This window comes from Bradyrhizobium sp. RDM12, from assembly GCF_051917485.1.
GTDB lineage: Bacteria > Pseudomonadota > Alphaproteobacteria > Rhizobiales > Xanthobacteraceae > Bradyrhizobium.
Genome location: NZ_CM133064.1, coordinates 6,148,753 through 6,174,560 on the forward strand (window position 1 = coordinate 6,148,753; position 25,808 = coordinate 6,174,560).

Here is a 25,808-nt window from a genome sequence, read left to right on the forward strand (position 1 = left end):
CACGGCGGGTTCGCCCTCAGTCGTCCTTTAGCTTCCGTGGTCATTCTCGCTGCAATTGTCTTGCTCGTCGCTATCCTGCCCCAGCGACCAGGGCGGCATTCCATCAATTGGCCTTCGCAGCCAAGGAGCGAGTAGCCCAACTTCACCCGGAAGGTCGCCTATCGGCCATCTGCGAACTCGGATGTTGCCGATCGTGGCCTAGATCAACATGACGCGTGCTTGGCGGCAAGGCCTTCGAGGAGGGCTACAGTGGTTGTCAGGCTCTGGCTCGGCGATGTCATCCGATTGCCCACCTCGCGCGCCCGAGCGGCAAATCCTGACCCCAGAACGGTCCGCAGGTCATCGTGAAGGGTCTTCCGCGTCATGGCAGAGAAACGGCGCGAGGTGCCGACCCCCAGGCGCTTAATCTGTGTAGCCCACACCGGCTGGTCTGCGCCCACCCAGAGTACAAGAGTTGGGACGCCGGAGCGCACGCTGGCGGCAGTGGTGCCGGCACCACCATGGTGAACGATAGCCCGGCAGCGCGGCAAGAACTCGGCGTGGTTGACCGAAGGCACGATCATGACTTCCCTTGTGGCGGCCATGCCTTCAAGGGGCAAGACCCTGAACATATCAGTGCACGCTCGCCGAGCTGCCGGCACGCATCTATGATCATCGCAACGGTCTCGGCCGGTTTGTCGACCGGCATACTGCCGAACCCGAAGTAAATTGGGGGCCGGCCAGCTCCGATCCAGGAATTCACGGTACCGTCGGAATGGGCGGCGAATTCCAGGGTCATCGCGCCGACCAAAGGTCTCTTCCAGCCCCATTGCTCCTCAAGCCCGGGAAAGAACACCTTATCGTAGGCTTGAATCTCCAGCGCGCCAGATCCGACGAGTCGGCGCACGGCGGGAATTCCGGACTTCGGAAGTCCCAAGGCCTGACGCTGTTCATCGTAGGCCGGCTTCAACAGGCGCCAGTGCGACCACTCGGCGACTGACCACAAGGGTTCGATCAAACTTTGGGGCAATCGAACCGGCAAAATGTGGTTGTTCGCCCTGACGGGAAAGTAATGCAGGGCGGCGAGCGGGACCCCTTGGGCCTCGGCAACATTGGCGGCTACCTCTTGATAAGTAGTGCCGCTCAGTATCAAATCAGAGCCGACTGCGAGCTTGGTGAGAGTCTCGTTCATTTTGGCCCAGCCGTTGGTGAGGTACTCTCGAGCCTGCCCCGGGACCTTGATGGGATTGCGCAACTTAAACCACTCGTGGAAAACCTCCGCCTCTAGCTGCTGTTGGGAGTCGGGGCCGTAAGAATCCACCGAAGATAAACCAGCCGATTCGGCGAATTCGACGAGATTGGGAGGCACGGCCATATTCACTTCGTGACCGCGGCGCTCCAACTCACGTGCAACCGCAGCCGCAGGTTCGATGTCTCCTCTTGTTCCGTGTACTGCGACAGCGAACTTTATGGTCCCGCTCCGGTCTTCGCGGTTTCAAGTTATGGCAATCGCTTTGACGTGGCTGCCGTCGGCTTTGGTTCAGAGTTTGGAGAAGATTTGGAGAATACGAAATGATGGATGTCAAGAGCCGCCTTTAATGCTAATTGACAGTCGTCAAGCCCATGGCTTACGGCTTTCTCAACGAGATATTTTCTTCATAATCTACGCTGCATTGCTCGGAAATCGATGATGAAGCCATGACTCTGCCCCAAGCTCTGAGCGATGGCGTACCCGCCGCCTCCGATCTATCCGCGCTTGCAATTGACCGTAGTGCTGACCCGCGGCGTCGCAGACAGTTGCGCCGCATCCTGGTGCGGGTCCTTCTGCTCGCGATGCTTGTCGGCATCGGGGGCGCAACGTGGGAGTGGCGCCGGCATTCGCAGATCGTCGTCGAGACGGCGATCGTCTACTCTGTCTATCCGTCGCAAGCGCTGACGCTGTTGAACGCGACTGGTTACGTCGTTGCGCAACGCAAGGCGTCCGTCGCCTCGAAGGCGACGGGCCGTCTCGAATGGTTGGGTGTACTCGAAGGCAGCAAGGTGCACGAGGGTGAGGTGATCGCCCGGCTCGAGAGCAGCGACACGCAGGCGATGAGCGACCAGGCAGCCGCTAACGTACAGGTTGCGGAAGCCAATCTCGCCCAGGCGCGGGCGGAGCTCGCGCAAGCGGAAATCGCGTTCAGGCGCTCCGAGGCCCTCGGCGAGAAAAACATCATTAGCGACTCGATGCGCGAAAGCGCTGAGGCACGCCTCGCCAAGGCGCGAGCAGCGTGTGCTGGGTACGAGGCCGGCATCGCCGCTGCACGGGCCAATCTCCGCGTGTCCGAAGTTGCCGTGGGCCAGACCGTTATCCGGGCGCCCTTCGACGGCGTTGTCCTCACGCGGAACGCCAACGTAGGTGACACGATTACACCGTTCTCGCAGGCGGTCGACACCAAGGGCGCGGTCGTCACCATCGCCGACATGGACTCGCTTGAAGTGGAAGCCGACGTGGCGGAGTCGTCGTACCTGAGCATCCACGTGGGGCAACCGGTGGAGATCCAGCTGGACGCGATCCCTGGCGAGCGCTTCGAAGGCCTGGTTAACCGGATGGTACCGACCGTGGATCGCGCCAAGGCGTCTACCCTCGTGAAAATCCGCTTCGTGCAGCACGACTCGCGGATGCTTCCGGAAATGAGCGCCAAGGTGGCTTTCCTCGATCGTCAAGTAGCCGAATCCGAGCGCAAGCCTGTTCTTGCAGTGCCGATGGCGGCCGTCTTCGAGGTGGATGGACGACCGCACGTCTATGTCGTCGAGGGCGGCAAAGCTCGTCTGCGGAGCACGGATCTCGGCGCGAAGGTGGGCGACCAGATCGAGGTACGTGACCTCAACGCCGGCACGCGAGTGGTGATCCGACCGCCGGAAGATCTTGTTGACGGGCGCGCAGTCAAGCAGGCCGCGAAGTGACCGTGCTTCGCGTCTCGGACGCGCCGACCGGAAAAGATGTGCTCATCGCGCTGAGCGGCGTGAGCAAGAGCTACCGGCGCGGCAGGCAGATCGTCCCAGTCCTTTCCAAACTCACATTCGACATCCGTCGTAAGGAGTTCCTCGCCCTGATGGGCCCGTCGGGGTCGGGCAAGTCGACACTGCTCAACCTGATCGCTGGCATCGACAGTCCAGATCACGGCTCGATCAAGGTGGATGGCGAGGACATTACGCTCCTCCCGGAAGCCGATCTCGCTGACTGGCGCGCGGCAAACGTGGGCTTCATCTTCCAATTCTACAACCTGATGCCCGTGCTCACAGCACTGGAGAACGTCGAGTTGCCTCTCACGCTCACAAGCGTAGGGCGGCGCGACCGCCGAGACCGCGCGCAACTCGCGCTCAGTCTCGTTGGCCTCAGCGATCGCGTCAAACATTTGCCATCGGAGCTCTCGGGCGGACAGCAGCAGCGCGTCGCGATCGCACGGGCGATCGTCACCGACCCGACCATGCTGGTGGCCGACGAGCCGACGGGCGATCTTGACCGGCAGTCCGCAGAGGAGGTGCTTGAGATCATGCAGCGGTTAAACCGCGACATGGGCAAGACGATCGTGATGGTGACACATGATCGCCGCGCGGCGGCGCGTGCGAAGCGCATCATGGATCTGGAGAAGGGCGATCTTTCTTATCTGGTGGAGCAGCGCTTGAGTGAGTGCCGATCATGAGCCAATGGCTCACGCTCGTGCTGCGTAACGTCTTGCGCCACCGGCTCCGCACGTCCCTGACGCTCGTCGGACTCGTTGTTGCGATCCTCGCCTTTGGTTTGCTCCAGACCGTCGTCAAAACGTGGTACGCGGGGGTGGATGGCGCCGTTCCTTCACGGCTGCTAACCCGCAACGCCATCTCTTTCGCGCTGCCGCTGCCACAAGCCTATCACCAGCGCATCAGCGCTGTCGAAGGCGTGCGGCGCGTCACCTACATGAACTGGTTCGGCGGCATCTACAAGGATCTGAAGAATTTCTTTCCCCAGTTTGCGATCGATGCCGCGAGCTATCTCGATATGTACCCGGAGATCCTTGTTTCGGACGAGGTGCGGCGCGCCTTCCTGCGCGACCGCCGCGGCGCGATTGTAGGACGCAAACTCGCCAAGCGCTACGGCTTCAAGCCCGGCGATGTGATTCAGCTGCGCGGGACGATTTTCCCCGGTAGCTGGGAGTTTGTGATCTGCGGCGTCTTTGACGGCCGAGATCCAAAAACAGACACTTCGCAGCTTTTCTTCCGCTGGGACTACCTGAACGAAACACTACGTGTGCGCTCCAAGGCACAAGCTGATCAGGTTGGCTTGTTCGCCGTGGACGTTGTCAGCTTGAATCGCGTCGCGGAAGTCAGTCAGGCGATCGACGGAGTGTTCCGCAACTCGCTTGCCGAGACGCTCACCGAGACTGAGCGCGCTTTCCAGATCGGTTTCGTGAAGCAGACCGAGGCGATCCTCATTTCCATCCGTATCGTCTCGTTCGTGGTTATCTTTATCATCTTGGCCGTTATGGCAAACACCATGGCGATGACGGCGCGCGAGCGCCTCCGCGAGTATGCCACGCTTAAGGCCATTGGCTTCAGCCCCGGCTATGTAGCACGATTGATCCTTGGGGAATCCGTCGCGATAGCATTGATCGGCGGTGCGATCGCGATCGGGCTCACGCCCCCGGTCGCCGCGCGCCTTGCCGAGCTCTCCGCGACGCTCTTCCCATCACTGATCGTGAGCGTCAACACTGTCATATTGCAGGCAGTTTCGGCGTTGGTGGTCGGGGTCCTCGCCGCGGTCTTGCCGATGCGCCGCGCGGCCCGTGTCAACATCGTCAATGGTCTTCGGGCGTTGGGCTGACCATGCCGTTGCTGCTCGCCTACAGCTTGCGTAACCTGCACGTGCGCAAACTCACCAATTTCCTCACCGCGACAGGTATGGCCCTCGTGGTGTTTGTCTACGCTGCCGTGCTCATGCTTGACTCCGGACTCAAGCAGACACTCGTTGCTACCGGGGAAGACACGAACGTCATTTTCGTACGCCGCTCTGCGGAAGTCGAGATCCAGAGCCTGATCGACCGTCGGCAGGCCAGGATCATCGAAAGCCAGCCCGAAATTATGATCGGAGCCGAAGGCGCGCCGCTCGTATCCAAGGAAGTGGCTGTGCTGATCTCGCGGCCAAGGCGCAAGACCAAGCAGGCCAGCAACCTTCTGATCCGCGGTGTTGGTCCAGCCGCTCTGGCTGTGCGTCCACAGGTGCGGCTCGCCGAAGGGCGCATGTTTCGTCCAGGATCGAACGAGATCGTAATCGGTCGAGCGCTCGCGGGGCGTTTCGAAGACGTCGAGATTGGATCGAGCCTCAGGTTTGCTCAGCGGGAGTGGAAGATCGTAGGTCGATTCGACGCGGGCGGCAGCGGATTCGATTCCGAGATTTGGGGCGATAGCGAACAGCTTATGCAGTCGTTTCGGCGAGACTTTTTCTCTTCGGTCACGGTGCGGCTCGCTGATCGCTCCAGCTTTGATGCGCTCAAGGCGCGCCTCGAAGCGGACCCCCGCCTTACGATCGAGGCCAAGCGCGAGCGCATCTTCTACGAGGAACAGTCGCGCCTGCTCTCCGGGTTCATTCAGATCCTCGGGATCACGCTCTCGGTGCTGTTCTCAGTCGGCGCAGTCATTGGCGCGACGATAACGATGTACGCGGCCGTGGCCAGCCGCATGATGGAGGTAGGGGTCCTGCGCGCGCTCGGATTTCGGCGCGCGCGGATCCTCGTTGCTTTTCTTGTTGAGGCGCTGCTGCTCGCGGTCGTCGGCTGGGTCGTTGGGCTTTCGTTCGCGTCGCTCATGACGCAGGTGAAGATCTCGACGCTCAACTGGACGTCGCTCTCCGAGCTCGCGTTTCGGTTTGTGCTGACGCCCGGGATCGTGCTGCGGTCACTCGTTTTCGCGCTCGTGATGGGCTTCCTCGGCGGATTCCTGCCGGCCATACGGGCCGCCCGCATGAAGATATCGACGCGCTGCGCGTGGCTTGAGTGTTCGGCACCGCTTTGGCCGCCGTACGGTGCATGTTCGCGCTCGCTAGGAGTCATCGGTCAAGCTCCACCTTCCATGCGGCAGGTCTCGGCCGAGGCTGCGGCGTCCGCTCTTGCCAAAGTGGACAGAATTGTAAACAGCCCGTCCCGTTCGTGGCCGTTTGAAAGGGCAGTGTCTCAGCTTCAGGAGTGCGCGGCGGCGATCAGGGCGAGACACCGCGTTCTCATCCTGATTGTCGCGCTATATGCTTTCTTGATCGGTTATCGTCAACTGACCGTCCCGCACAGGCCCATATCCGCGAGCGCATCGCGCACGAATGGCGCCAACTCGGCGCGGGTCGTTCCGCGGTCTGGCACGTAGCCGGACACAGTCAAGAACAGCCGTTCGCCGACACGGTAGCACCCGATAAATAGCACGCCACCCAGCCGTTCCAGCTCGGAGGCTGTATAGCGCTCCAGAAGCGAAAGCTGAAGAAGCAATGCCTCGCCGCACGGGCGGTTCATGTCAAGCGGCAATTCGCCGATAAGGCTGCACCCAACGGGCAGGTCCGCCCCGAGCGCCTCCCGCTCCAGACGACGCGCGAGCCACAGCGGCACATACGGAATCAGCGGAAACAACGGCGACAAGTCATCACCGTGCCGGATCAGCGAGGCCAGCGCAGCCTTGAGATTTCGCTGTAAAGCGCGCGGATGGTTGCGGCAAGCATCGGGGTCCGCCATCACCGTGATCGACCGCAGCGCGTTGCCGCGCCGGTCACTTGAATGGCGATCGCTGACCGGCAGCACCAGCTTCACGCGCCCTGAGGCGTCCACGCGGCCCATCCGGAAAGCGAGCCGTGCTGCGAACGCCATGATCATCGTGTTACTTGCCACGCCCAGATCCGATGCACGCTGTTGGCACGCTCCTGCGTCCATGACCACCTGCACGAGCGGCACATCCGCTGCCGGGTCAAAATGGTCGCGGCTGCTTCCCGCGCGAAGCCTCGAACATGACAAGCCCGCCCCCCCTTGCGCGATCGCCGCACGAGAGCCACCAGAGCGCGCCAAACGCCAGGCAGGGCACGCAAGCTCTCAACGCTGTCGCGGACCAGCATCACTGGAGACCATCGCCAAGATCGAGCTGGGAATCCATGGTTGAGACGTCGACCAGCCACCGCGTCAGCGATGGCCTGATTGGTGGCTTGCATGTCAGCGATCGTGTGCGACACCAGCATCGTCAGCGCGCAGCCGCCGCCCTCCAGCGCTTGGACTGCCAGGCGCCAGCCTGGTCCGCGCTCGGGATCCACAGGTAGATCGAGCAGCACACGTCGCAACCTGGGCAGGCTCTCGTTGGGAAGCGGGTCGCGAAACCACGTCACTGGGCCCGGCACAGGGTTGGCCACCCAACGGTGCCGCCCCCATGGCAATGGGGAACGCTGCAGGAGGCGTCCCAGCAACCCTAGTGCGAGCCGCTCGCTGAACTGTCTTACGGCGGCTTCGTCGACAGCGTGCGAATATAACCAGGTGAGATGCAGCGCTGGCCCGCGTCCGAGCGCGCGCAATCCGACGAATGAGCCTTGGTCCATATAGCACAGAAGGTCGTCCGCGCCGGCGTCGCTCGCCCCCCCGGCGCCCGCGCAGTTTGTTGGCAGAAGAAGGACGCATCCAAAGCCCCCTGGTTCTTCGTTGCGCGGTGCAACCGCCGCCCATCAGTCGTATGTCAATTTAACTCGATTTTGAAAACGCTTATCTTCTATTGATGGGACTCACATGCAAAAACCAGCCCCGAAGAACGCTGGGATCAGGCGCTAATGATCGCGTCGAGTCCGAAGTCGGCGAGTGTTCGCGAGGCCGCCAGGCGAAGTTCGTCAGTCGTGGTTGGTGTGTGTCCCAACTGGCAGGCCTCGATGCAGAGGGAAACGGTCCTGTCGTAGCGGGAGGCCACGACAACCAGATGACCGTGGGAACGCTCCAGGTCTTGGCGCGTGACGTTGACATCCACAGCTCGTGTCAGCACATGGCGGCACGGCGCGCCGTCGATGCGCGCGAGCCCGTCCGGCAGCATTCCAAGGTCGGAACAGCTTGCCGGCAGCTCACCGGCATAATTGAACAACCGGTTCACGAGCATCTTTGCGGTATTGTGCGGCATCCAAGAGATGGCAGGTAGCAACGAAGTCACTACATCGCTCTGATTTTTCCTCACGCCGCGAAGCAGCGCCTTCAGCGACGCATTCACCGGCCGCAGATTCTGTGGTCAGGCCTTCAGGCGCGACGTTCATCATATGGAATTCGATCGCCAGCGCTCGTTGGTCGTCCAGCCCACGCCTTCGGCTTATTGGGACAAGAAGGCTGATGGCGCCGTCCGAGAAGCGGCGGCGGTGCAGATGCGATGCCAGGGACGCTACGAAGCCCGGCAGCAGCGTATTCAAGCCACCACCAAGCCGCTGTTCGCACGCGAACCAGACACGCGATTCGACAGTCACCGCAACGGCCGGAAGCTCCACGATCGTCGATGGATCGTGACCTGCTTCGGCGGCTGTAACGGCCGGCCTCTGTATAGGGGCGGCGGGTCTGTGCCAGTTCGCTTGCGCAATCCGAGCGAGTGCGGCAACCGTACGCGGAGCGTCGGCGAGGATCTGCCACGCGTCCGACGCGCACCCGGACAGCCGCCCGCGGGCGCCTTCAGGCAAGTACGGGCTCGGGACGCCCGTTCCGTTTACGGCAGCCTCGATAACCCGCAAGGCTCCCATTCCGTCGAGCAGTAGATGCGATCCGACGATGCTCACGGCTGTGCTGCCATCGTCGAACGGCTGGATGGCCATTCGCCAGGCCGGACCGAGGACAGGGTCTATGGGGGCGCGCGCGTGCAGGTTAGCCCAGTGCAGCAGCCGCGATCGTGGCAGCAAGTCCGAACTCTGCTCAGGCGGAAGCGGCATCCCAGCCGGCTTGACCCAACGAGGCCTTCCCCACGGCAAGGGTGACGGTTCAATGAGCCGATTGAAGGACAGTGCGGCGAGTCGCTCGTTTGTTCGCGCCAGCGCGGCGAGGTTCACGTCGCGGTCATAGAGCCAGAGGCATTGCATCAACTGGCTTCGGCCGGTGACCCTATACAATTCGTAGGCCAGTTGGTCCAGCCAGGCGAGGCGGTGCCGCGCGTATGTAGGGGCGCCGCGCTTGCTCGTCTCAAGCATCGAAAAACTCGCCAGCGAGTTCGTAGTCGGCCAAGAGCCGTTCGACGACCGCGCGAAGATGCTGAGGCTCCGTAACCACGCCGGGCTGGTAGGCAACGAAGCTCAGGGCGATAAACCCGGGTATGACACCGGCGAACAGAGTAGCCACGCCTTGACGCGCCTCGACCGCGCGGCGCGCGACCGGTCGGTCGATGCCGCGAGCGCAGATTCGATCAGCCGCGCCGCCGTCAATCTGGTGCACGTCCTTGGGCAAGGTGCCCAAGTACGAACAGGTGACCGGCAGGCCGGCGAGCGCGTCAAGCGCCAGACGGCTGGCAGCCGAAAATGCGCGTCTAGGCACAAAGGGCACCAAGGGCAGCAGTGTAGCAAGTCGATTGCGTTCGCGTCTCGTCCGCAACAGCGCAGCCCGCAGACGCCGCTGCAATGGATGCAGGTGCCCGCGCGGCTCGTCGACACGCACCTTCAATGTGGCAAGCGCGACGCCGTTGCCGCCGGTGTGCGACAGACCCTCTCGCTGATTCACGGGAATCAACAAGGTCACATGGTCGTCACGGACGCGACCGAGCGCCTCGGCAAACGCTGCCGTTACCGCGGTCAGGAGCGTGAGGCGGTCCGCACCGAGGCTCTGCGCTCTGAGGTCCCAGACGGACGTGGGCACGCGCATGAAGGCCGACGGAAACACGACCGTCCGGTCATCTGCCGTTGCAACGACTGGCGAGCCGGCGGGTGTGTTGTACGTGGCGCGCGAGGTGTCTCCTTTGCGGAGCAGCTGGGCAAGCGCCCGGAGCGTCGCTGGCGCGTCCAGCACAATGCGCTGGAGTTCGGCACCCAGTGTTGTCGCGGCGCGGTGCGCTGACCAGACTGACCGTGCGCGATAGACTGGAGGCCGTCGCTCTCCACGCACGGCTTCGCTCACGGCTATTGCGGCGGTCAGTCCGTCCGCGATACAGTGCGACACCACCAGCGAGACCACCGTGGAGCCGTCGCTGAAGGTCTGGATCGTGAAGGTCCATGCTGGTCCGCGCACAGGGTCCAATGGAAGCTCCACCTGCGCGTCGGCCCACGCCCGCATCGCCTCAGGGGCAAGCGGCGCCTTCGCGACGGCTAGAGCAGCCGACGGGGGTGGCGCGCCGACCCATTGGTGCCGTCCGAACGGAAGCAGCGCCGGCCGGATCAGCCGCGCCAGATGACCGTGCGCGAGATTGTCACGGAACCGTGTCAGCGCGTCCAAGTCTACAGGCCGCAGATAGCGCCACAGCACCTGAATGACCGCATGCTGGCCAAGTGAGATATGCGCAAGGTACATGCCCTGATCGGCGAAGGACACGAAGGGCGGCGACATAATCGACACGTTCTCTGGGTGAGACATCGCATACGTCATCGTGAACGACCGACTTGGGAGTACGTCGGTCTCACTGCGTCGGCCGCCCGGCGGCATGCGCCCGTAAGCGCTTTGACATAGCGATGCATCGAGGCGCGGGCGGTCCCGTTTGCCGGATAGGCCGCCGTAAGCGAGAGCCCGCGTTGCGTACGGAAGAACCAGAGCGCCACCTGCGAGGCCACGCCTTGGTTGATATAAACCCGCCCATTCCCCTGATACCATTCGCGTGCAATGTGCGCAGTGAGGGGAGGAAAGTTCGCATCCATATAGGATAGCATGACGCCACCCGTGGCGGCGGATCGAATCGTCGGCAGCCCGGCGGCCAATTCAAGTACGAGCTCGATTGGCACGTTGGCAAAGCATAGACGTTCGTCAAAGTTACGTTGGGCGGTGGAGGCGAGTTGAGGAAACGTTCGTTCTTGCACGTCGAAGTCGATGGGCACCACTCCCACGCACCAGCCGGTCATCCGGAAAGCCTGTGGCGATCTTCGCCTCGTCGTGGGAGTGACGACACTGTAGCGCGAGCTCCCAGCCAATTCCCATTCGGTCAGGGCCGCGCAGGCCAACAGGCCGCCGATGACCCGCGCGCCGGAAGCATGGCACGCCGACTCGAACGCGACCATGACAGTATCATCGAGGATATCAGCGCGTATATACTCGGCGTGATAGCGATCCTCCAGCACGCCGAGCGGCAGCGCGAAAGAGGGCATGCGACCGCTGTTGCGGTGCAGGAACGCGATCCAATCCTTCACCTCAGGATCCGCTAGCGTTCTCATGGCTGCTTGCTGGCGCTGACTGGTGCAGTAATCCAGATAGCTCCCCGGCGGCCGGAGTTGAAGCGGCGTCTCGCCGTGGAGCACAGCGCTATACGCTGAGCGGATCTCTGCCATTAGGAACGCGATGACGGTCGCGTCGGCGTGCAAGTGGTCAATGCTTGCGAAGCAAGTGAACCCACTCGCGCGCTGGAGAATGCCAAATCGAAAGCAATCCCATGCGAACGGTGTAGGGGTTGCCGCGACATGTTTTTGCCAATCCTCCGCACTTACCTCGCCGACCGTCAAAGACTCCATCTGGATGGCCGCAGGGTCGGCAAGTACGTGCCGTACTATTGCATCGCCGCGCTTCTCGAACCAGCTGTGATAAGTGTCGTGCCTGCGCAGATGTGCGGTCACCACATGGGTCATGGCTCTGATGTCACACCGTCCGGGTTCGTCCCACACAAAGACAAGCAGCCGCGCCATCGCCTCCTGCCGTTGCTCACACGCGCGGAACGCATTCAGATGCTGTTCCTGTTCGTAGCTCGGTAACGTGGGCGACGCGGGTGCACGTTTCACGCTTTCTATCGATGCCGCAGACGGACACCAGAGAGTCAACGTCGCAGGAGGCCCTGACCAGTCGTGCAGCGGACGCAGATCAGTCACGGGCATCTGCTCCGGCAGGCTGCAATTCTTGCATCGGCCCACTCTGTGGGTCGGCCAGAGCCCGCACGGTCGTCACGTCCATGACGCGAAGCCGGATTTCGGTGTCGGCTTCGAGCGCGATCGGCAGGCGCCGCGGATCGCGACCAGAATGTTCGGCGGCTTCCCAAGCTACCTCGAGCAACAGCCGGTGCAGTGAGTCCAGGGTGAAGGCCTCGGGGTCGCCGATGCCGGGAAAACGATGGTCGAAGCCCCATGGATCGTCAAGAAACGCGCCCCAGCGTGAGACTGAGCGGCTCGGGGCGCCTGCCACGGGCGCGTAGTAGTCGTCCGCATTCCGGCGCTGCTGCGGGATATCGGTAACGAAGTCGATGCCGGCCAGCAGCGCGCCCCTCAAGGCGTCCGGCGTGTCGATATATCCCGGTAGCCTGCAGCCAATGCCGACAACAGCAATCGCGGTCACAATCGAGACTTTCTGCTGGGAGAACACTTTCGAATCAAATGCAATGCTAAATTATTGATCCGCTGATCAATCGTCCAGCACGCTGGTTGCTAGAGGTCAGAAAGAAAGCCTCAAAGTTGCGCTGCCGCCACGGTGACACAAAGAGCGCGGGCAATCGACCGCGGCGGCTTACGTCCCGCTTTGCCCCGGGCCACGCCTACCAGTTCGACTGGAGCCACGAGGTGGTCTTGCTGAGCGGCACCACGGTGATGGTGAAGGCCGCCCATGTCCGGCTCTGTCACAGCCGCATGCTATTCGTGCGGCTTATCCGCGCGAGACGCAGGAGATGGTGTTCGACGCCCATGACCGGGCGTTCGCCTGTTCAAAGGCACCTACACCCGCGGCATCTACGACAACATGAAAACTGCCGTAGAGACGATCTCCGTCGGCAAAGGGCGTCTCTACAAGCGCCGCTTCCTGCAGAGCGGGGCCTTAACGCCTAGCGAATCTTAGAGCCTGCTAATGACTGATAAGCTTTCCATGAGACTGATAAGGTTTGCGACCAAACCTTATCAGTTAGCGAACTGACTCCGTCTGTGTAATTGTCGTATCAGTCGCCGACACCTCCGCGAGTTGGTCCAATTCTCGGAGAGTGGTTTCTCGCATCACTCACGACGGCTAAGTACGTAGGCGTGCGACTGCATATGCAGCAAGTGCGATGCGCTTGCCGGAATGAGGACGGAGAATGCTTGTTATCGCGTTAGGATCGCTCGCGGTAGCAACGAAGCTTGCTTCATCGAGCATCGCAACACTGCGGATGCCGGCATCAACATCGCATATCACTTCTCCGCTGGTTAGATTGGCCAGCCAAATTTCGAGGCCATTATCCCGTTCCACGGCAAGGGCCTGCACGCGGGATGGCGTGGAGCAAGTTATCGCACGCATTGGAGCGCCGCCAAGGTGCGCAAGCCCGCGGAGCACGTGGAAAGCGGGATAAAGGCCGCCATTCTCGTCGAACCAAGGCTGCGGCCAGGCTTGGCGGGAATGGAGAAGCCCGAACGCACCCACAGGGGAGCCGAATGCGATCGCCGCTGCTCCCCAGCAGCGAAGCGCGCAAAAAAGCCTAACATCCAGGCCGCGCCGAGCAACCCGCGCTGGCGAGGATCATTGAAATTCATGGCCTGCCGGATATTGGCCGGATTGGCTAGTGGGGCCTCGCCGTACGGGTTCATCCGCATGCTGATGGCACTTGGTCCAACCACCCACGGCTTGCTCCCGGCGATCTTGGCAGCTGTTAAGGCGATCGCCGGCAGAGATTCCAGCCCCTCCGTAATGGAATGGTCGTCACCTGCATGAAGAGTCGCCGTGGTTGTGAAGCTCACGAGATCAAGAAGGTCGGCCGGAGGACGCTTGCGGTTCAATTCAGTAAAGTAGCTGAACATGCCGCCGCCGAGCCGAACGCCAGGAAAAGCCGCGCGTGCTGCAGTGAAGAAACCCCGCGGTGGAGGAGCGGGCGGCCAAGGGCTGCCGGGTAGCGTGCATTTGAGATCGGGCGCAGGCGAGACGAGCACAACGGGAAACGGCGAGCCCAGCCCTGCAACTTCGTGCCCCAATGCTGCAAGTTCGTCACGAAAACCTTCTACCGAGGTGATGACGGCTTCGAGCCAGGGCTGCGCGCCGAGCGCGGCGGCGGTCTCAGAGATGGCGAGGAGCGTACCACGATCGTGTCCCTCGCGCGGGTCGTAAAACCCGATCACGTGGCTTGCGCCAACCAGACGCAGCGTCTCGGCAGACCGTTTTGTTGTAGCTACGTCGTTCGGATGAAGGCCAAGACCGAGCGGAGGAACGGCCCTAAGGTTCGCACCAACAGCAAGGGTGATATTGTTGGCCCGCCTCGCCGCGCGCATCGCGGGTCCTTTCAGCGTGAGACGCACAGCCTGCGCGAGCATGTCACCTCTGGTAAGTGTATAGGGCCATGGAAGCGCGAGTGGTCGAACATAGGTCTTGTAGGAAGCGTCGGTCCAGTTGCGCTGGTCTTCCATCTCGTAAACGTCACCCTCCATGCGACAGGTGACGGTTAGCCCAGGCGCCGCCTCATGCGTAAGTTCTCGTAAATTAAGCATCGGCTGAACGGGGTCAATCTGCTCGGGGAAGCGGCTTTGCTCGATGCTTCCGTCGGCATGCTCGATCGTGACGGGCCGACCTGCGACCTCGCACGGATGCAAGACCACGAAGCCGGTGCGGTTGGTCAGGAAATCGGTTTCCGCCCGACCATCGGCGACGAACTCAAGCTGGCCACTTCCGATACCCTCGATACGGGCGCTGTAACGAAAGCTTTGACGTTCGTCGCGGGCCAGAGCGGTGTAGGTAACGGCGAAGCGGTCGGGCATCTCCTCGATCTTGAGATCCTCAATGTCCGGATTGTAGGTGCCCCAGTTGCGATCGCGCACGAGAAAGGAAACGGCGCGTATCACCTCTGTCCCGCCATAGCTGATGTGGCGCAGGTTGCCCCCGTCGAGCTCCGCCGTGAGCTCGCCCGCCTTGAGGATGCGGAGCGGATTGACCGGCTCTTCGGTGCCGAAAAGCTTGATTGCGCGAGACGGTTGAGTACTCATTGATTGACCCTGCTGCTGACGAGCCGCTCGGCGAGGAGCGCGACGATGATGATCGTCCCAATGGCTGAGCCCTGCCAGAACGGTGAGACTCCCATCAGGTTCAAGCCATTTCGAGATCATCACCATGATGAATACGCCGAAGAGCGTCCCGATCATCGAGCCGCGGCCGCCATAGAGGCTCGCCCCACCGATAACAACGGCTGCGATGGCATCGAGCTCCATGGAATTTCCCATTAGCGGGTCGGCAGACAGGATTTGACTGATGGAGAAAGTGGCGGCCACTGCGGACAGAGCCCCCGACAGCACATAAGGAAGCACGGCGTAGAACAACGTGTTGAGACCCGCGGCCCGAGCGGCCTCCTTGTTGGAGCCGACGGCATAGATGGTCCGTCCCCCTTGGTGAAGGCGAGATAGGACCATGCGACGATATAGAGAGCGATCAGGAACAGGACGTTCGACGGGATGCCGAGAATGTTGGTGTAGACGATGGCCTGCATCGCATCCGGAATGTTCGAAATCGCCGTCTGACCCGACACGATGTAGGCCAGGCTCCGGCCGATCGCCATGATCCCAAGTGTGACGACGAAAGCGGCCAATCCGAACAGATTGATCAGTAATCCAGAGACAACGCCGATACCGGCTCCCGCAGCAACTGCGGTTGCGATTGCAGGGACGATCGGCATGTGTTGCAGTGACAATCCAAGGACAATGCCTGTAAGGCCTGCTACGGAACCCACCGACAGGTCAATGCCTCCCGTCAGGATAACGAATGTCATACCGGCCGCGACGATCCCGATCACCACCGACTGGTCGAGCATGTTGAAGATGTTCGAACGCGTGAGGAAATAGGGAGATAGCAGCGATAGGCACAGACCGATCAGTATCGCCAACACAAGCATGCGGACTTCGAGCCGCTGAGCGACCCGCTTGATGCGAAAGGTACCCGCGGGAGCAGAAACGGCAACGGATCTCATGAACGAGGGCCTCTCGATGCTCATAGGGTTGCCGCCAGGCTATCGATGCGGGATTTGATCAGCTCCGGAGGCGGCAAAGCAGCGTCAGGGGGCAGGCTGAGGCCGATCCATCCGAGATCGTGACCACGTGGGCTGCACATCGGGATGATGAGGGTCATGCGGCTTCCATCCTGTTCCGGGACGAAGATCTGTTCACGCCGGCTGAGCGCCCGCGGAATCGATGTGTCGGCAAGATCGCGCGCATCACCGGGCCTGAAGCCCGGATCGAGCGCAGGCCGAGTCACCACAGAGTTGAGGCAAATGAATCTGTTGCCCTCGATCAAGGTCCAAAATCCCGCGCCGTCATATTCATGGGCGAGCGCATCGAGGAGTTGCGTATTGCGCGCCATCGATGTTCGAGGCGCAGCAAGAAGGGTCAGCTTCTCCTCGTTCAGCATGGCGCTTGGCAGATCGGCGATCGACCGGCCATCGCTCATCACGACGATGCGATCGCTGATGCCCAGCAATTCCTCGAAATCGGACGAAACCACCACGACCGCTACGCCTTCGGCCACGATGTCGCGAAGCATGGAATAGACGCTGGCGCGGGTCCCGATATCGACGCCTTTGGTCGGCTCATCGAGAATGAGCACCTTGGGTTCGAGTAGAAGCCACCGGGCAATGATGATCTTTTGCTGCATGCCGCCGGAGAAATTCAGCATCGAAGCATCCATCAGCCGCTCCTGTGGCAGGCCGAGGCGTTGCATGAGTTCCTGCACCCTGCGCTCGCGCGTCTGATAGGCCCGCAAGAAGCCGCGATGCGCACCAAGATGGGCTAACAGCAGATTCTCCCTTACGGAGAGATCCGGCACGATGTTCTGTGCGCGCCGATCTTCCGCGACAAAGCCGAGACCGGCACGGATGGCCTCTTGCGGCTTTTGCTCGCGAAGCGGCTTGCCCCCGAGCAGCACCTCGCCGCCGGTGCGTCGACGAAGGCCGAAGATCGCCTCCATCGCCTCCGAGCGGCCGGCGCCGACGAGTCCGCCGATGCCGAGAATCTCGCCAGCATGGACGTTGAAGCTCACGTCCTTAACAACGGGTGCTGAGGAAAGATGCCGCACAGCGAGAGCGACTGGCCGTTCCTCGGCTGCGCTGGTCACGGCGTGAGGCGCGGTGTAGATGGCGCCGAGTTCGGCTCCGACCATGGCGCGGATCAACTCGGCCTGGGTCAGTTGTGCGGTGGGGCGGCCGTCCAGAACGGTACGCCCTTCACGCATTACCGTCACTCGATCGGTGATGGAAAACACTTCTTCGAGCCGATGCGAGACAAAGACGAGGCCGTGGTTCGCGGCACGTAGTCGCGTCATGATCTCGAACAAGCGGTCGACCTCGCCGGGGCTGAGTGAAGCCGTCGGCTCGTCAAAGATAATCAGCTTGGCGCCGACGCCGAGCGCCTTGGCAATTTCCACAAGCTGCTTCTGGGCGGCGGATAGCCGCCGCACCTCCCAGTCCAGGGGAAGGCTGTCGGTCTGGCCGAGATTGTCCAGAAGCGCGGCGCAGCGCAGCTTCAGCGCGCCATAGCCCAGCCGTCCCGGCCGGCCAAGCTCAGGGAGGAAGATGTTTTCCAGCACCGTAAGATCGGGCACAAGGCTCGTCTCCTGCATCACGATCGCGATGCCGGTGCGGATCGCGTCGCGGGTGCTGCGCAGCTGAAGGGGTTGCCCGCGATAGACCATTTCGCCGGAATCGAACGGATAATGTCCGGCCATTATTTTCGAAAGCGTCGATTTCCCAGCACCATTGGCGCCGAGCAAGCCGTGAATTTCTCCTTCAGCCAGGTCGAAATCTGCGCCGGCGAGCGCGCGCGTACGATCGAAAACCTTTGTTATCCCGCGCACCGCGATAAGCGGGTGTTTTGGAGATTGCAGGACTTGCATTCAAAACCCTTCCTGCCAATTGCGCTTTCCCGGCAACCGCTGGGTCGCACTGACAAACCAGAAGCGCCTGCCGCGTGGCAGAGCCCGAGGAATACGCCGGGCCCCGCCTCTAGGTGCCATTCCGCGCTCTCAAACTTCGTTGGCAAATACGGTCTTCTTCACGACCGGCAGCTCTTTCTCAATGTTATCGCTGGTTACCGCGAGAATCGGAACGGTGATCTCCTTCTCAGGCGTCTTGCCGTCGAGAGTGGCGAGCATCGCCTCACCCGACCGTTCGCCCATGAGATAGGGCTGCTGCATTCCCGAGACGACGATTTGGCCGGATTTCAAGAGGTCGACGAATTCGGGAATACCGTCGAAAGCAGCAAGCAGCACCTCTCCATCACGGCGGGCCGCCTTGATAGCGCGCAGTGCGCCGATCGCCGGCTGGTCCGTTTGAACGAAGAGGCCGCGCATATCGGGATTGGCGGTGAGCACGTCTTGCGTAAACTTGAAAGTCTCGTCAGCCGTGTACGATTGCATCTGCTGCAAGCCGGCTTGCTTGCCGGTAAAGCCGCCCTCCTTGAGACCGTCGAGGAAGCCCTTGGTACGGGCCTGACCGTTCTTTCGGGCTTGAGAAATGGCAACGATCCCAACTGAGCCGGCTTCCCAACCCTTCTTCTTCAAGGCTTGCGCCAGAGCCACGCCGACGTCGTGCGCGCCACGGTAATTGTCAGAGATAATGAAGGACGAATAGTCGCCGCTGTTGGTGCCGATGTCCGCAATTACAACAGGGATACCTGCTCGCTTAGCGAGAGTGAGAACGCTTGGCGCCGTCGAGGAGTCAGTGGGCGAGATAATGATACCAGCCACACCGCGCGCGATGGAGTCTTGTGCATTCTGGAGCTGATTCTGCGCACTGTTATGGGAATCAAGAGCTTGGTAGCCAAACCCCTTTTCCTTTACCGTTGCCTCGATACCCTTTGAGAGATACCGCCAGAAGGGAAGATCGAGTCCGGGCGTAAGGTAGACTATGTCCTTTCCGGCCGCAGCCGCCCTCGGAGCATCGGAAATGCCGGTACCGATAGCCAGTGCGGCACCAGCGCTAAGCTTGAGAAAAACTCTGCGTTCCACGGTAGTCCTCCTTATTATCGACCGACAATCGGCCGAATTTTTTAGTTGTCTTCGTGCCGTCCAGGATATGCGACTTACATCACGTGGTGATCAGCCTGCTCCGCGAATGAGGATGTGAGTGGTGGTGTAGATACGACCGGTGTGAACGGCAAAGGCTTGGGCGGCCCCCTCGGCATCGCGCGAACGGAGCGTCTCAGCGATTCCAACATGGTCTGCATAGCTGACTGCTATGGCGCCAGGCGACGACATGGCCTTACGCCGGTATTCCATCATGTATGTATAAAGATCAGTGCAAAAGTCAGCGAGCAGTCGATTGGCCGACGTTTGATAGATCGTGGCGTGAAACTCACGATCGCAGATGAGAAAGCGGACGGGATCGTCGAGCGTGTTTCTCTGCGCCTCGAGAAGTGTGTCTAGGAGCGCAATTCTCTTCACGTCTATATTGCGGGCAGCATCGCTTACGACCTCTCGTTCGACGAGTAGCCGGGCGGCATGAACCGATTCAATGTCGTAGGCGTCGATGGCGCGCGCGGTAGCGATACCGATCGTCACCGGTCCTATGTCGCTGCGCCGAACACGCGTTCGGGCGCCCTGAGAGATGTCGAGAATACCGCGGGCGGCAAGATTCTGGAGGCCGCCTCTCACTGCGGCACGGCTAACATTGAGAGCGTCCGCTAACTCTCGTTCGCTCGGCAGAGCGTCGCCGGCCTCCAAAATTCCAGAAGCTATGAGGCCGACGATCTTTTCGCTGATTGCATTCGTTAGCGAACGCTTGACGATTGCTTCGCGAAACGTGGGGAGTTCCGTAAGGGGCACCGAGCCACCGGCTTTACGAGCTTGTGGCATAACTAATCCACTTGTCTGACCAGAGGACCAGTTACATAGAAGCTGGTCCCGCTGTTCGAGTCAAGCGAGTGCAAATGCGCAGACCTGCACTGCTGCGTCGCGCCAAGCACTGTGAAGCTGCCGGCTGTCTCCTCTAGTTCGGTCGCGATGGTTCTTGCGAGGACACTTGCCAGTCTGTTCGTGCACGGAGTCAACAGCCATTGGCGTGGGCGCGACGCGGCTTTCCCGGGCTGGTCGTTAGCTCAGCTCGAAGCCGCCGCCACCAACCCGGAGGAGTCAGCAATTCTCAGAAAACAACGCTGATCGCAGCTACAATTTGACTTGGAGCTTCTGCCCCAAAGATGCGCCGTAGGTTCTGCGGCATTCGTGCCTAAACCAGATCATCTTCCCTCGTGGTCGGCGACAGAACACGGCTAACTGGTGCCGACCAACACAAAAAAAACTGGGCATTGCTTGATCGCGGCTTGCTAACGCGAGACGAATTCAATGCGCAGAAAGAGAAGCTTCAATTCGGAGGTTAACCGCTGATGCACCGCGCGCCACCACGCGGCCGCGTGGCTCGATCGGTTTCGCCCTGCAGGCCTCTTGGGCTGATAAACTTTTGGTAAAGTCCTTTTCAATGACCCAGATCACTGCATTCAACGGGCGGTAGTCACGATCGAAGTGGTCTCCGTCGTTAGTCTCCGCAAAGCGGGAACAATCGCGGGCACGCCCGGAGACTCCTTGCGATTTCCGCCTCAGGTTCGACGAACCGGCAGGCCAGAGGCGAAATTGAACGCGCAACGGCCGGCTGACCTGGCTCTTGGCGATGCCGGTCATGCCCATGGCCTGCACCAGATCGTCGACCGAACGGGTCGAGACGCCCTGCGAGACGCGGCTCCAGGGAGCCCGGGAAGTGGGAGCCTTGCGCAGCTTGGGGATGCGCAGTTGGACCGCGCTGGCACGGGTCTCCCAGATCCGATCCCGGTAGCCGTTGTGCTGGCCCAGGCGTTCGGGATTCTGCCCGCCAGGCCGCCCCAGTCTGGGCTTGCACTTCCAGCTCCATCAGACACTGGGCGGCAAAGCCGATCATCTCTCGCAACAGATCGGCATCAGGAGTCTTCTCCAAGAGCTTGCGCAGGTTCATCATATCGTCGGCCATCGGTGGTTCCTCGGTTGCGTTGGCGTGTCGCAATCCCATCCTAACGGAGAACTGTCGGTGACTATCGCAAAGCCGTCCGCTCCGGCGATATCGGGGCGCGCGTCCGGCGGGTTTGCTCTACCGAGCTACACCACTTCCGGGGACACGACCTGAATAGTTGCAGCGAAGAGACGGCTTAGCATTCCTCGCGGCGTGCACTTCTAAGCTCGGGCTGTTTCTTTACGGACTTATCGCTAAGGTTCTGCCTGTCTTTCAACATGGGACGGAGAAGCGCGTGCCGGGATCATCATCACTACGGCCAACATATCGCAGGGCGACCTATTCCAAGCAAGACCGTCCAGGCGGAGAGTACCTCGACCGGGGGTTCAGTTGGAGAGTTTCCCTCGACATGCATAGTCAAGATCACGTCCGCAGGACGAGAGAAACGTCGTGACACCAAACTGTCGTCAGCCGGGGCCGTTTGGTCCGCCCGGGCCAGCGGGTCCTCTCGGTCCACCCAGGTCCTCAAGGAAAACTAGGCACGATGGCGGATTCTCTCATGCGTTGCGTTGGACGCATTGGTGATCTGCGTTCCGTTCGAGCTGAGATGTTAACAAGGGCGCAATCTACATGACCGGCAAGAAGCAAATAACCGGACGGAAGTTGCAGCGGCAAAGAGCGCTTATCGCCTCGGACGTGAGAAGCTTGCTAAGCTCGCAAACCTATCCCCTTCAGCCTTGCGTCGGCTGGAGGACGTATCGATACGCTGGAAACTGAAAGCGGCATCGTTGCGCATGACGATATCTAGTGTGCCCGAGCAGCCGTTAAGAATTCCTCCGATGCACAACCTCCTGTAGATCTCTGCCGCCGCAAGTTGCGAAAGTATCGATGCTGGTCTAGGCTCGACTGATCTTCACGATCAGCACGTGCTTTTGCAACGGCCTACTTGGCGGACATTGAGTTCTCAGGCGAACCACCCAACGGCAGGTGTGCAGGTGAGAAGAATTCATTCCTCTTTTCGAACGATCGTTACCGTGGCGCTTGTTGCTTTGGTTGCTTCGACTGCGCGCGACGTCCGCGCGCAAGGCACGTCACCGGGAAGCTCCGCGACATTATTTCAGAATGTCCAGATCTTCGATGGCAAGAGCAAGGCGCTCTCACCTCCCTCCGACGTGCTTGTCAGGGGCAATCTTATCGAGCGTATTTCCAGCGCGAAGATAGATGCCGAGCCGGGTACTACGGTGATCGCAGGTGGCGGCCGCACGTTGATGCCTGGCCTGATCGATGCCCATTGGCATGCGATGATGATACGTTCAAACCCCACGCAGGCGATCGCCGGCGACGTCGGGTACAACAATATTGCCGCCGCCGACGAGGCGACCGACACGCTTATGCGAGGCTTTACCACAGTCCGCGATGTGGGAGGGCCGGTCTTTGGTCTCAAGCGCGCCATCGATGAGGGACTCGTTCGGGGACCCCGCATTTACCCGTCCGGTGCGGTGATTACCGTGACCAGCGGCCATGGTGACTTCCGCCAATTGTCCGAACTTCCTCGAACAATCGGCGGCATGCTCTCACGCATGGAACTGATTGGCGGCAGCGCGGTGGCCGACAGCCCGGACGAGGTACGACTGCGGGTTCGCGAGCAACTCAAGCAGGGCGCCTCGCAAATAAAGCTTACGGCGGGCGGCGGCGTATCATCACCTTTCAGCCCGATCGATGTATCGACGTTTACCGAGGCAGAACTGCGTGTGGCCGTCGAAGCCGCCGACAACTGGGGGACTTACGTCACGGTCCACGCCTTCACGTCAGCGGCCATCCAACGGTCGATCGCGGCCGGCGTCAGATGCATCGAACACGGATTTCTGATGGATGAGAGCACGGCGCGCCTGATGGCCGAGAAGCAGATCTGGTTGAGTACGCAACCGCTGCCAGACGAACTGAAGCAAGGATTTCCTGCCGGCACCGTTCAAAGGGATAAAGCCGAGAAGGTCTGGCCCGGAATAGCCAGGACGTATGAACTGGCAAGAAAATATAACATCAAGACCGCCTGGGGCACCGACGTATTGTTCTCACACGCTTTGGCGCAACGCCAAGGCGCGATTCTTGCCTCGCTTGTTCGCTGGTATTTGCCCGCCGAGGCGCTCGCCATGGCCACGAGCACCAATGCCGAGCTCCTAGCACTATCCGGGGAACGTAATCCCTATCCTGGACGCTTAGGTGTCATTGAACAGGGCGCACTCGCTGACCTCCTCCTTGTTGATGGAATCCGCTCGAGAACATTCAGCTCATCGCCAATCCGGAGCAGAACTTTCTCTTGATCATGAAGAATGGAAGTATCTACAAAAACATCGTGCCGAAGTAAGCGTTCTGTCCGAAAATCCCCTACATGCGAAGCACGGCGCTTCGCGCCGTGGGCTTTAATGCTGAGTGAAGGCAAGCGACCGTACGTAAAATCTGACACTGCTACCGTTTCGCCGTCCGCTAACCTCGTACATCGAAGCCAAGGCGATCTAGGCTCTCGATCCTTGGGTTCTCGCGGCACGAATTCACCTAGAAGGTCAGCTCATGGGACTCGTTGGAATACTACTCGCATTAGCCCTGCTGATGTGGTTCGCCTATCGGGGCTGGAGCGTCTTGTTACTGTCGCCGGTGGCGGCCGCAATTGCGGCTCTAATTGCTGGAGAACCACTGTTAGCCCATTGGACGCAGACTTTTATGGGAGGCACAGCCCGATTTGTCGCACAGTGGTTCCCACTTTTCTTGCTGGGTGGAATCTTTGGAAAGCTGATGGATGATACCGGTTCGATCACTTCGATCGCACGGTATCTCACGGAAAAGCTGGGCGTTCAGCGGACGATGCTCTCGGTGGTGCTTGCCTCCGCTGTTGTGACCTATGGCGGCGTGAGCGTGTTTGTCGCGTTCTTCGTCCTCGTGCCGATGGCTCGTGAGATGTTCAAGGCCGCGAATCTGCCGAGCCGACTCATGCCGGCGGCAATCGGACTTGGGGCGTTTACATTCACGATGTCCGCAATGCCCGGGACGCCATCCACCAACAATGCGATCCCGATGCCATATTTCGGAACAACAACCTTTGCAGCGCCCGGTCTCGGTATCATAGCCTCAATCATAACTCTGCTTTTCGGGCTTTGGTGGCTGAGCCGAGCAGAAGCGAAGGCTCGCGCGGCGGGTGAGTCCTATGTTGACGATCCGGATGTCGTCGCCATCAGTGAAAAAGTGCGAGAACAGGCTACCTTGTCGGGCGATTTCGACCCGGCGGAATTTGAGCACGGCAAGCGCAGTGCCAGTATACCACCCTTCATTTTCGCCCTACTGCCGCTCGTCGTCGTTATCACGGTAAACTTCGTAATGGCGCTAGTGGTTTTTCCGCGCGTCGACCTTTCATTCCTTGAAACCGAGCGATGGGGCGTTGACGTCGGCGCCTTGATTGGTGTGTGGTCGGTGCTTCTTGCCCTCGGCGCTGCAATTTTGACGGTAATCATCGTGAACTATCCGCGGCTTGGTTCTGTTCGCGAAAGCCTGGACGCTGGCGCGAATTCGTCGGTACTTCCGATCATGACTGTAGCGAGCCTGGTCGGCTTTGGTGCGGTGGTTGCCGCAATGCCCGCATTCATGACCGTGCGTGACGCCGTGCTGGAAATTCCGGGAGGGCCGCTCGTATCTCTTGTGGTCGCCATGAACACATTAGCCGCGCTTACTGGAACCGCCTCGGGTGGCATGGCCATCGCTTTGAATGCGCTTGGTGCCGAGTATATGCGCCTTGCAGGGGTATACGGTATCGATCCCGCCCTTATGCACCGCCTCACCACGATCAGCGCCGGGACGTTGGATGCCCTGCCGCACAACGGTACTGTGCTTCTACTTCTTCAAATCAGCAAACAAACCCATGCGGGAAGCTACTTCGACATGGTGATGACCGTCATAGTGGGGGTCATCATATCCCTGGCGGCCGTTTTCTTACTGGGTTCTCTGTTCGGCTCATTCTAATGATTTAGCCGCGCCGGGACCGCGGCCGGTGCTGTTTCAGCGCCATAACACAAGGGGTTGCCGTTGCTCTCTCTCGACTGCGTTCCACGGTGCCGCCGTGGAATCGTGGTACGAAGATCGCAACACGGAGAGTAACATGGTCTTCCATGACGGCTTGACCGCGCTCCCGCTGCATCTGCTGCGGCTCGTCAGCCAGAGCTTGCCAGTCGGCGCCTTTTCCTATTCCAGGGGACTGGAATGGGCTGTGAGCTCCGGCATGATACGCGATGAGAACAGCGCCCAGGAATGGATCATCGGCACACTCGAATATAGCTATGCGGTGCTCGACGGAGCCCTATTCTGGCGCATGGCTCATGCCCTCAAACTGAACGACCATGAGCAATTTCTCAGGTATGATACTTGGCTCGGTGCCGGCCGGGAGAGCCGCGAGCTTGCCTCGGAAGACCGGCGGATGGCCGAGGCTTTTCTCCGCCTGCTGCTCGACCTCGACGTTCCTCTTGCGTGTAAGGCGCCGGGCCAGGCACGGACATATCCCGCGATGTTCGCCATCGCCTCGCATCACTGGCGGATATCTCCGGCGGACGCCCTTAAAGGATTGATGTTTAGTGTCGTTGAGGCGCAAGTTGCCGCGGCGATCCGGCTCGTGCCTCTCGGCCACACCGCAGGTCAACGTATTCTAATTGGGGCCATACAGGTCATTGAGCGAGCTGCCGAGACAGCAATTTCCTGCCCGATACCGAGATCGGCAATGTCGCCCCCACCTTGGCAATGACCAGCGCATGGCATGAAACCCAGTATAGCCGGCTGTTCCGCTC

19 protein-coding genes and 5 pseudogenes are annotated in these 25,808 nt (G+C 60.7%); 8 read left to right on the forward strand and 16 right to left on the reverse strand.

Translation table 11 applies throughout. The annotated features are described in order from the left end of the window. Positions 1-203 precede the first annotated feature (203 nt). On the reverse strand, positions 204-611 hold the full coding sequence (locus tag ACTGJ9_RS30170) for a glycosyltransferase (RefSeq protein WP_456674030.1): 408 nt from the start codon (positions 609-611) through the stop codon (positions 204-206). After that, positions 560-1,450 (reverse strand): glycosyltransferase, encoded by an 891-nt coding sequence (locus ACTGJ9_RS30175; RefSeq protein WP_456678677.1) that lies wholly within the window; start codon positions 1,448-1,450, stop codon positions 560-562. The genes ACTGJ9_RS30170 and ACTGJ9_RS30175 overlap by 52 nt, the downstream gene beginning before the upstream one ends. Before the next feature lie 227 nt (positions 1,451-1,677). On the opposite strand from ACTGJ9_RS30175, the gene ACTGJ9_RS30180 reads away from it, so the two are divergent. From ACTGJ9_RS30180 to ACTGJ9_RS30195, 4 genes are read left to right on the forward strand one after another with little or no spacing between them, the layout of a single operon-like run. Beyond that, positions 1,678-2,925, forward strand: a complete 1,248-nt coding sequence (locus ACTGJ9_RS30180; protein ID WP_456674031.1) for an efflux RND transporter periplasmic adaptor subunit — start codon at positions 1,678-1,680, stop codon at positions 2,923-2,925. After that, positions 2,922-3,665 carry an ABC transporter ATP-binding protein gene (locus ACTGJ9_RS30185; RefSeq protein WP_456674032.1) on the forward strand — a complete coding sequence of 248 codons (744 nt, stop codon included), beginning with the start codon at positions 2,922-2,924 and terminating at the stop codon, positions 3,663-3,665. The genes ACTGJ9_RS30180 and ACTGJ9_RS30185 overlap by 4 nt, the downstream gene beginning before the upstream one ends. Then, positions 3,662-4,822, forward strand: a complete 1,161-nt coding sequence (locus tag ACTGJ9_RS30190; RefSeq protein WP_456674033.1) for an ABC transporter permease — start codon at positions 3,662-3,664, stop codon at positions 4,820-4,822. Before ACTGJ9_RS30185 ends, ACTGJ9_RS30190 begins: the two co-directional genes overlap by 4 nt. Positions 4,823-4,824: 2 nt before the next feature. Further along, positions 4,825-6,351 (forward strand): ABC transporter permease, encoded by a 1,527-nt coding sequence (locus ACTGJ9_RS30195; RefSeq protein ID WP_456674034.1) that lies wholly within the window; start codon positions 4,825-4,827, stop codon positions 6,349-6,351. On the opposite strand, the gene ACTGJ9_RS30200 is transcribed toward ACTGJ9_RS30195, so the two are convergent. From ACTGJ9_RS30200 to ACTGJ9_RS30225, 6 genes are all read right to left on the reverse strand, one after another. After that, positions 6,258-6,917: a hypothetical protein gene (locus ACTGJ9_RS30200; protein WP_456674035.1), complete on the reverse strand. Its 660-nt coding sequence runs from the start codon at positions 6,915-6,917 to the stop codon at positions 6,258-6,260. The genes ACTGJ9_RS30195 and ACTGJ9_RS30200 overlap by 94 nt on opposite strands. A gap of 853 nt (positions 6,918-7,770) precedes the next feature. Further along, the gene (locus ACTGJ9_RS30205) at positions 7,771-8,091 is read right to left on the reverse strand and encodes a hypothetical protein (RefSeq protein ID WP_456674036.1); all 321 of its coding nucleotides are present in this window, start codon (positions 8,089-8,091) and stop codon (positions 7,771-7,773) included. Next, positions 8,063-9,160, reverse strand: a complete 1,098-nt coding sequence (locus tag ACTGJ9_RS30210; protein WP_456674037.1) for a hypothetical protein — start codon at positions 9,158-9,160, stop codon at positions 8,063-8,065. Before ACTGJ9_RS30210 ends, ACTGJ9_RS30205 begins: the two co-directional genes overlap by 29 nt. Further along, positions 9,153-10,502 carry a hypothetical protein gene (locus tag ACTGJ9_RS30215; protein ID WP_456674038.1) on the reverse strand — a complete coding sequence of 450 codons (1,350 nt, stop codon included), beginning with the start codon at positions 10,500-10,502 and terminating at the stop codon, positions 9,153-9,155. Before ACTGJ9_RS30215 ends, ACTGJ9_RS30210 begins: the two co-directional genes overlap by 8 nt. 35 nt (positions 10,503-10,537) lie before the next feature. Beyond that, on the reverse strand, positions 10,538-11,875 hold the full coding sequence (locus tag ACTGJ9_RS30220; protein WP_456674039.1) for a condensation domain-containing protein: 1,338 nt from the start codon (positions 11,873-11,875) through the stop codon (positions 10,538-10,540). A gap of 79 nt (positions 11,876-11,954) precedes the next feature. After that, positions 11,955-12,449 carry a beta-ketoacyl synthase N-terminal-like domain-containing protein gene (locus ACTGJ9_RS30225; RefSeq protein ID WP_456674040.1) on the reverse strand — a complete coding sequence of 165 codons (495 nt, stop codon included), beginning with the start codon at positions 12,447-12,449 and terminating at the stop codon, positions 11,955-11,957. A gap of 149 nt (positions 12,450-12,598) precedes the next feature. Between ACTGJ9_RS30225 and ACTGJ9_RS30230 the strand changes: the two are divergent. Beyond that, positions 12,599-12,884, forward strand: a pseudogene (locus ACTGJ9_RS30230) (IS21 family transposase); the annotation flags it as partial. A 195-nt stretch (positions 12,885-13,079) separates the two neighbouring features. On the opposite strand, the gene ACTGJ9_RS30235 reads toward ACTGJ9_RS30230, so the two are convergent. From ACTGJ9_RS30235 to ACTGJ9_RS30270, 8 genes and pseudogenes are all read right to left on the reverse strand, one after another. Then, positions 13,080-13,313, reverse strand: coding sequence for a hypothetical protein (locus ACTGJ9_RS30235; RefSeq protein ID WP_456674041.1), 234 nt, complete (start codon positions 13,311-13,313; stop codon positions 13,080-13,082). A 20-nt stretch (positions 13,314-13,333) separates the two neighbouring features. Further along, entirely contained in the window at positions 13,334-15,436 is a 2,103-nt protein-coding gene (locus ACTGJ9_RS30240; RefSeq protein ID WP_456674042.1) for an ABC transporter permease, read from the reverse strand. Then, positions 15,424-16,014, reverse strand: a pseudogene (locus ACTGJ9_RS30245) (ABC transporter permease); the annotation flags it as partial. The gene ACTGJ9_RS30240 and the pseudogene ACTGJ9_RS30245, both read right to left, overlap by 13 nt. Further along, the gene (locus ACTGJ9_RS30250; protein WP_456678678.1) at positions 16,011-17,348 is read right to left on the reverse strand and encodes an ATP-binding cassette domain-containing protein; all 1,338 of its coding nucleotides are present in this window, start codon (positions 17,346-17,348) and stop codon (positions 16,011-16,013) included. The gene ACTGJ9_RS30250 and the pseudogene ACTGJ9_RS30245, both read right to left, overlap by 4 nt. An 87-nt stretch (positions 17,349-17,435) precedes the next feature. Continuing rightward, a pseudogene (locus ACTGJ9_RS30255) lies at positions 17,436-17,906 on the reverse strand (ATP-binding cassette domain-containing protein); the annotation flags it as partial. A gap of 129 nt (positions 17,907-18,035) precedes the next feature. Next, positions 18,036-19,019, reverse strand: coding sequence for a substrate-binding domain-containing protein (locus ACTGJ9_RS30260; protein WP_456674043.1), 984 nt, complete (start codon positions 19,017-19,019; stop codon positions 18,036-18,038). A gap of 90 nt (positions 19,020-19,109) precedes the next feature. Next, entirely contained in the window at positions 19,110-19,865 is a 756-nt protein-coding gene (locus ACTGJ9_RS30265; protein ID WP_456674044.1) for a FadR/GntR family transcriptional regulator, read from the reverse strand. 786 nt (positions 19,866-20,651) lie between these two features. Beyond that, positions 20,652-21,006: pseudogene (locus ACTGJ9_RS30270) on the reverse strand (transposase); the annotation flags it as partial. Between the two features lie 1,028 nt (positions 21,007-22,034). Here ACTGJ9_RS30270 and ACTGJ9_RS30275 point away from each other — a divergent pair. From ACTGJ9_RS30275 to ACTGJ9_RS30285, 3 genes and pseudogenes are all read left to right on the forward strand, one after another. Continuing rightward, positions 22,035-23,350: pseudogene (locus tag ACTGJ9_RS30275) on the forward strand (metal-dependent hydrolase family protein). A gap of 203 nt (positions 23,351-23,553) precedes the next feature. Then, positions 23,554-24,993: a GntP family permease gene (locus ACTGJ9_RS30280; RefSeq protein ID WP_456674045.1), complete on the forward strand. Its 1,440-nt coding sequence runs from the start codon at positions 23,554-23,556 to the stop codon at positions 24,991-24,993. Positions 24,994-25,129: 136 nt separating this feature from the next. Then, positions 25,130-25,765, forward strand: coding sequence for an urease accessory protein UreF (locus ACTGJ9_RS30285; protein ID WP_456674046.1), 636 nt, complete (start codon positions 25,130-25,132; stop codon positions 25,763-25,765). The last annotated feature ends 43 nt before the right edge of the window (positions 25,766-25,808 follow it).

Bases quoted from the DNA above. Each gene is read 5' to 3' on its own strand.
- ACTGJ9_RS30180 (WP_456674031.1), top strand. From the start codon at position 1,678: ATGACTCTGCCCCAAGCTCTGAGCGATGGCGTACCCGCCGCCTCCGAT.
- ACTGJ9_RS30210 (WP_456674037.1), bottom strand. From the start codon at position 9,160: ATGCTTGAGACGAGCAAGCGCGGCGCCCCTACATACGCGCGGCACCGC.
- ACTGJ9_RS30215 (WP_456674038.1), bottom strand. From the start codon at position 10,502: ATGTCGCCGCCCTTCGTGTCCTTCGCCGATCAGGGCATGTACCTTGCG.
- ACTGJ9_RS30280 (WP_456674045.1), top strand. From the start codon at position 23,554: ATGGGACTCGTTGGAATACTACTCGCATTAGCCCTGCTGATGTGGTTC.
- ACTGJ9_RS30240 (WP_456674042.1), bottom strand. From the start codon at position 15,436: ATGGTCCTATCTCGCCTTCACCAAGGGGGACGGACCATCTATGCCGTC.
- ACTGJ9_RS30265 (WP_456674044.1), bottom strand. From the start codon at position 19,865: ATGCCACAAGCTCGTAAAGCCGGTGGCTCGGTGCCCCTTACGGAACTC.
- ACTGJ9_RS30170 (WP_456674030.1), bottom strand. From the start codon at position 611: ATGTTCAGGGTCTTGCCCCTTGAAGGCATGGCCGCCACAAGGGAAGTC.
- ACTGJ9_RS30285 (WP_456674046.1), top strand. From the start codon at position 25,130: ATGGTCTTCCATGACGGCTTGACCGCGCTCCCGCTGCATCTGCTGCGG.
- ACTGJ9_RS30190 (WP_456674033.1), top strand. From the start codon at position 3,662: ATGAGCCAATGGCTCACGCTCGTGCTGCGTAACGTCTTGCGCCACCGG.
- ACTGJ9_RS30195 (WP_456674034.1), top strand. From the start codon at position 4,825: ATGCCGTTGCTGCTCGCCTACAGCTTGCGTAACCTGCACGTGCGCAAA.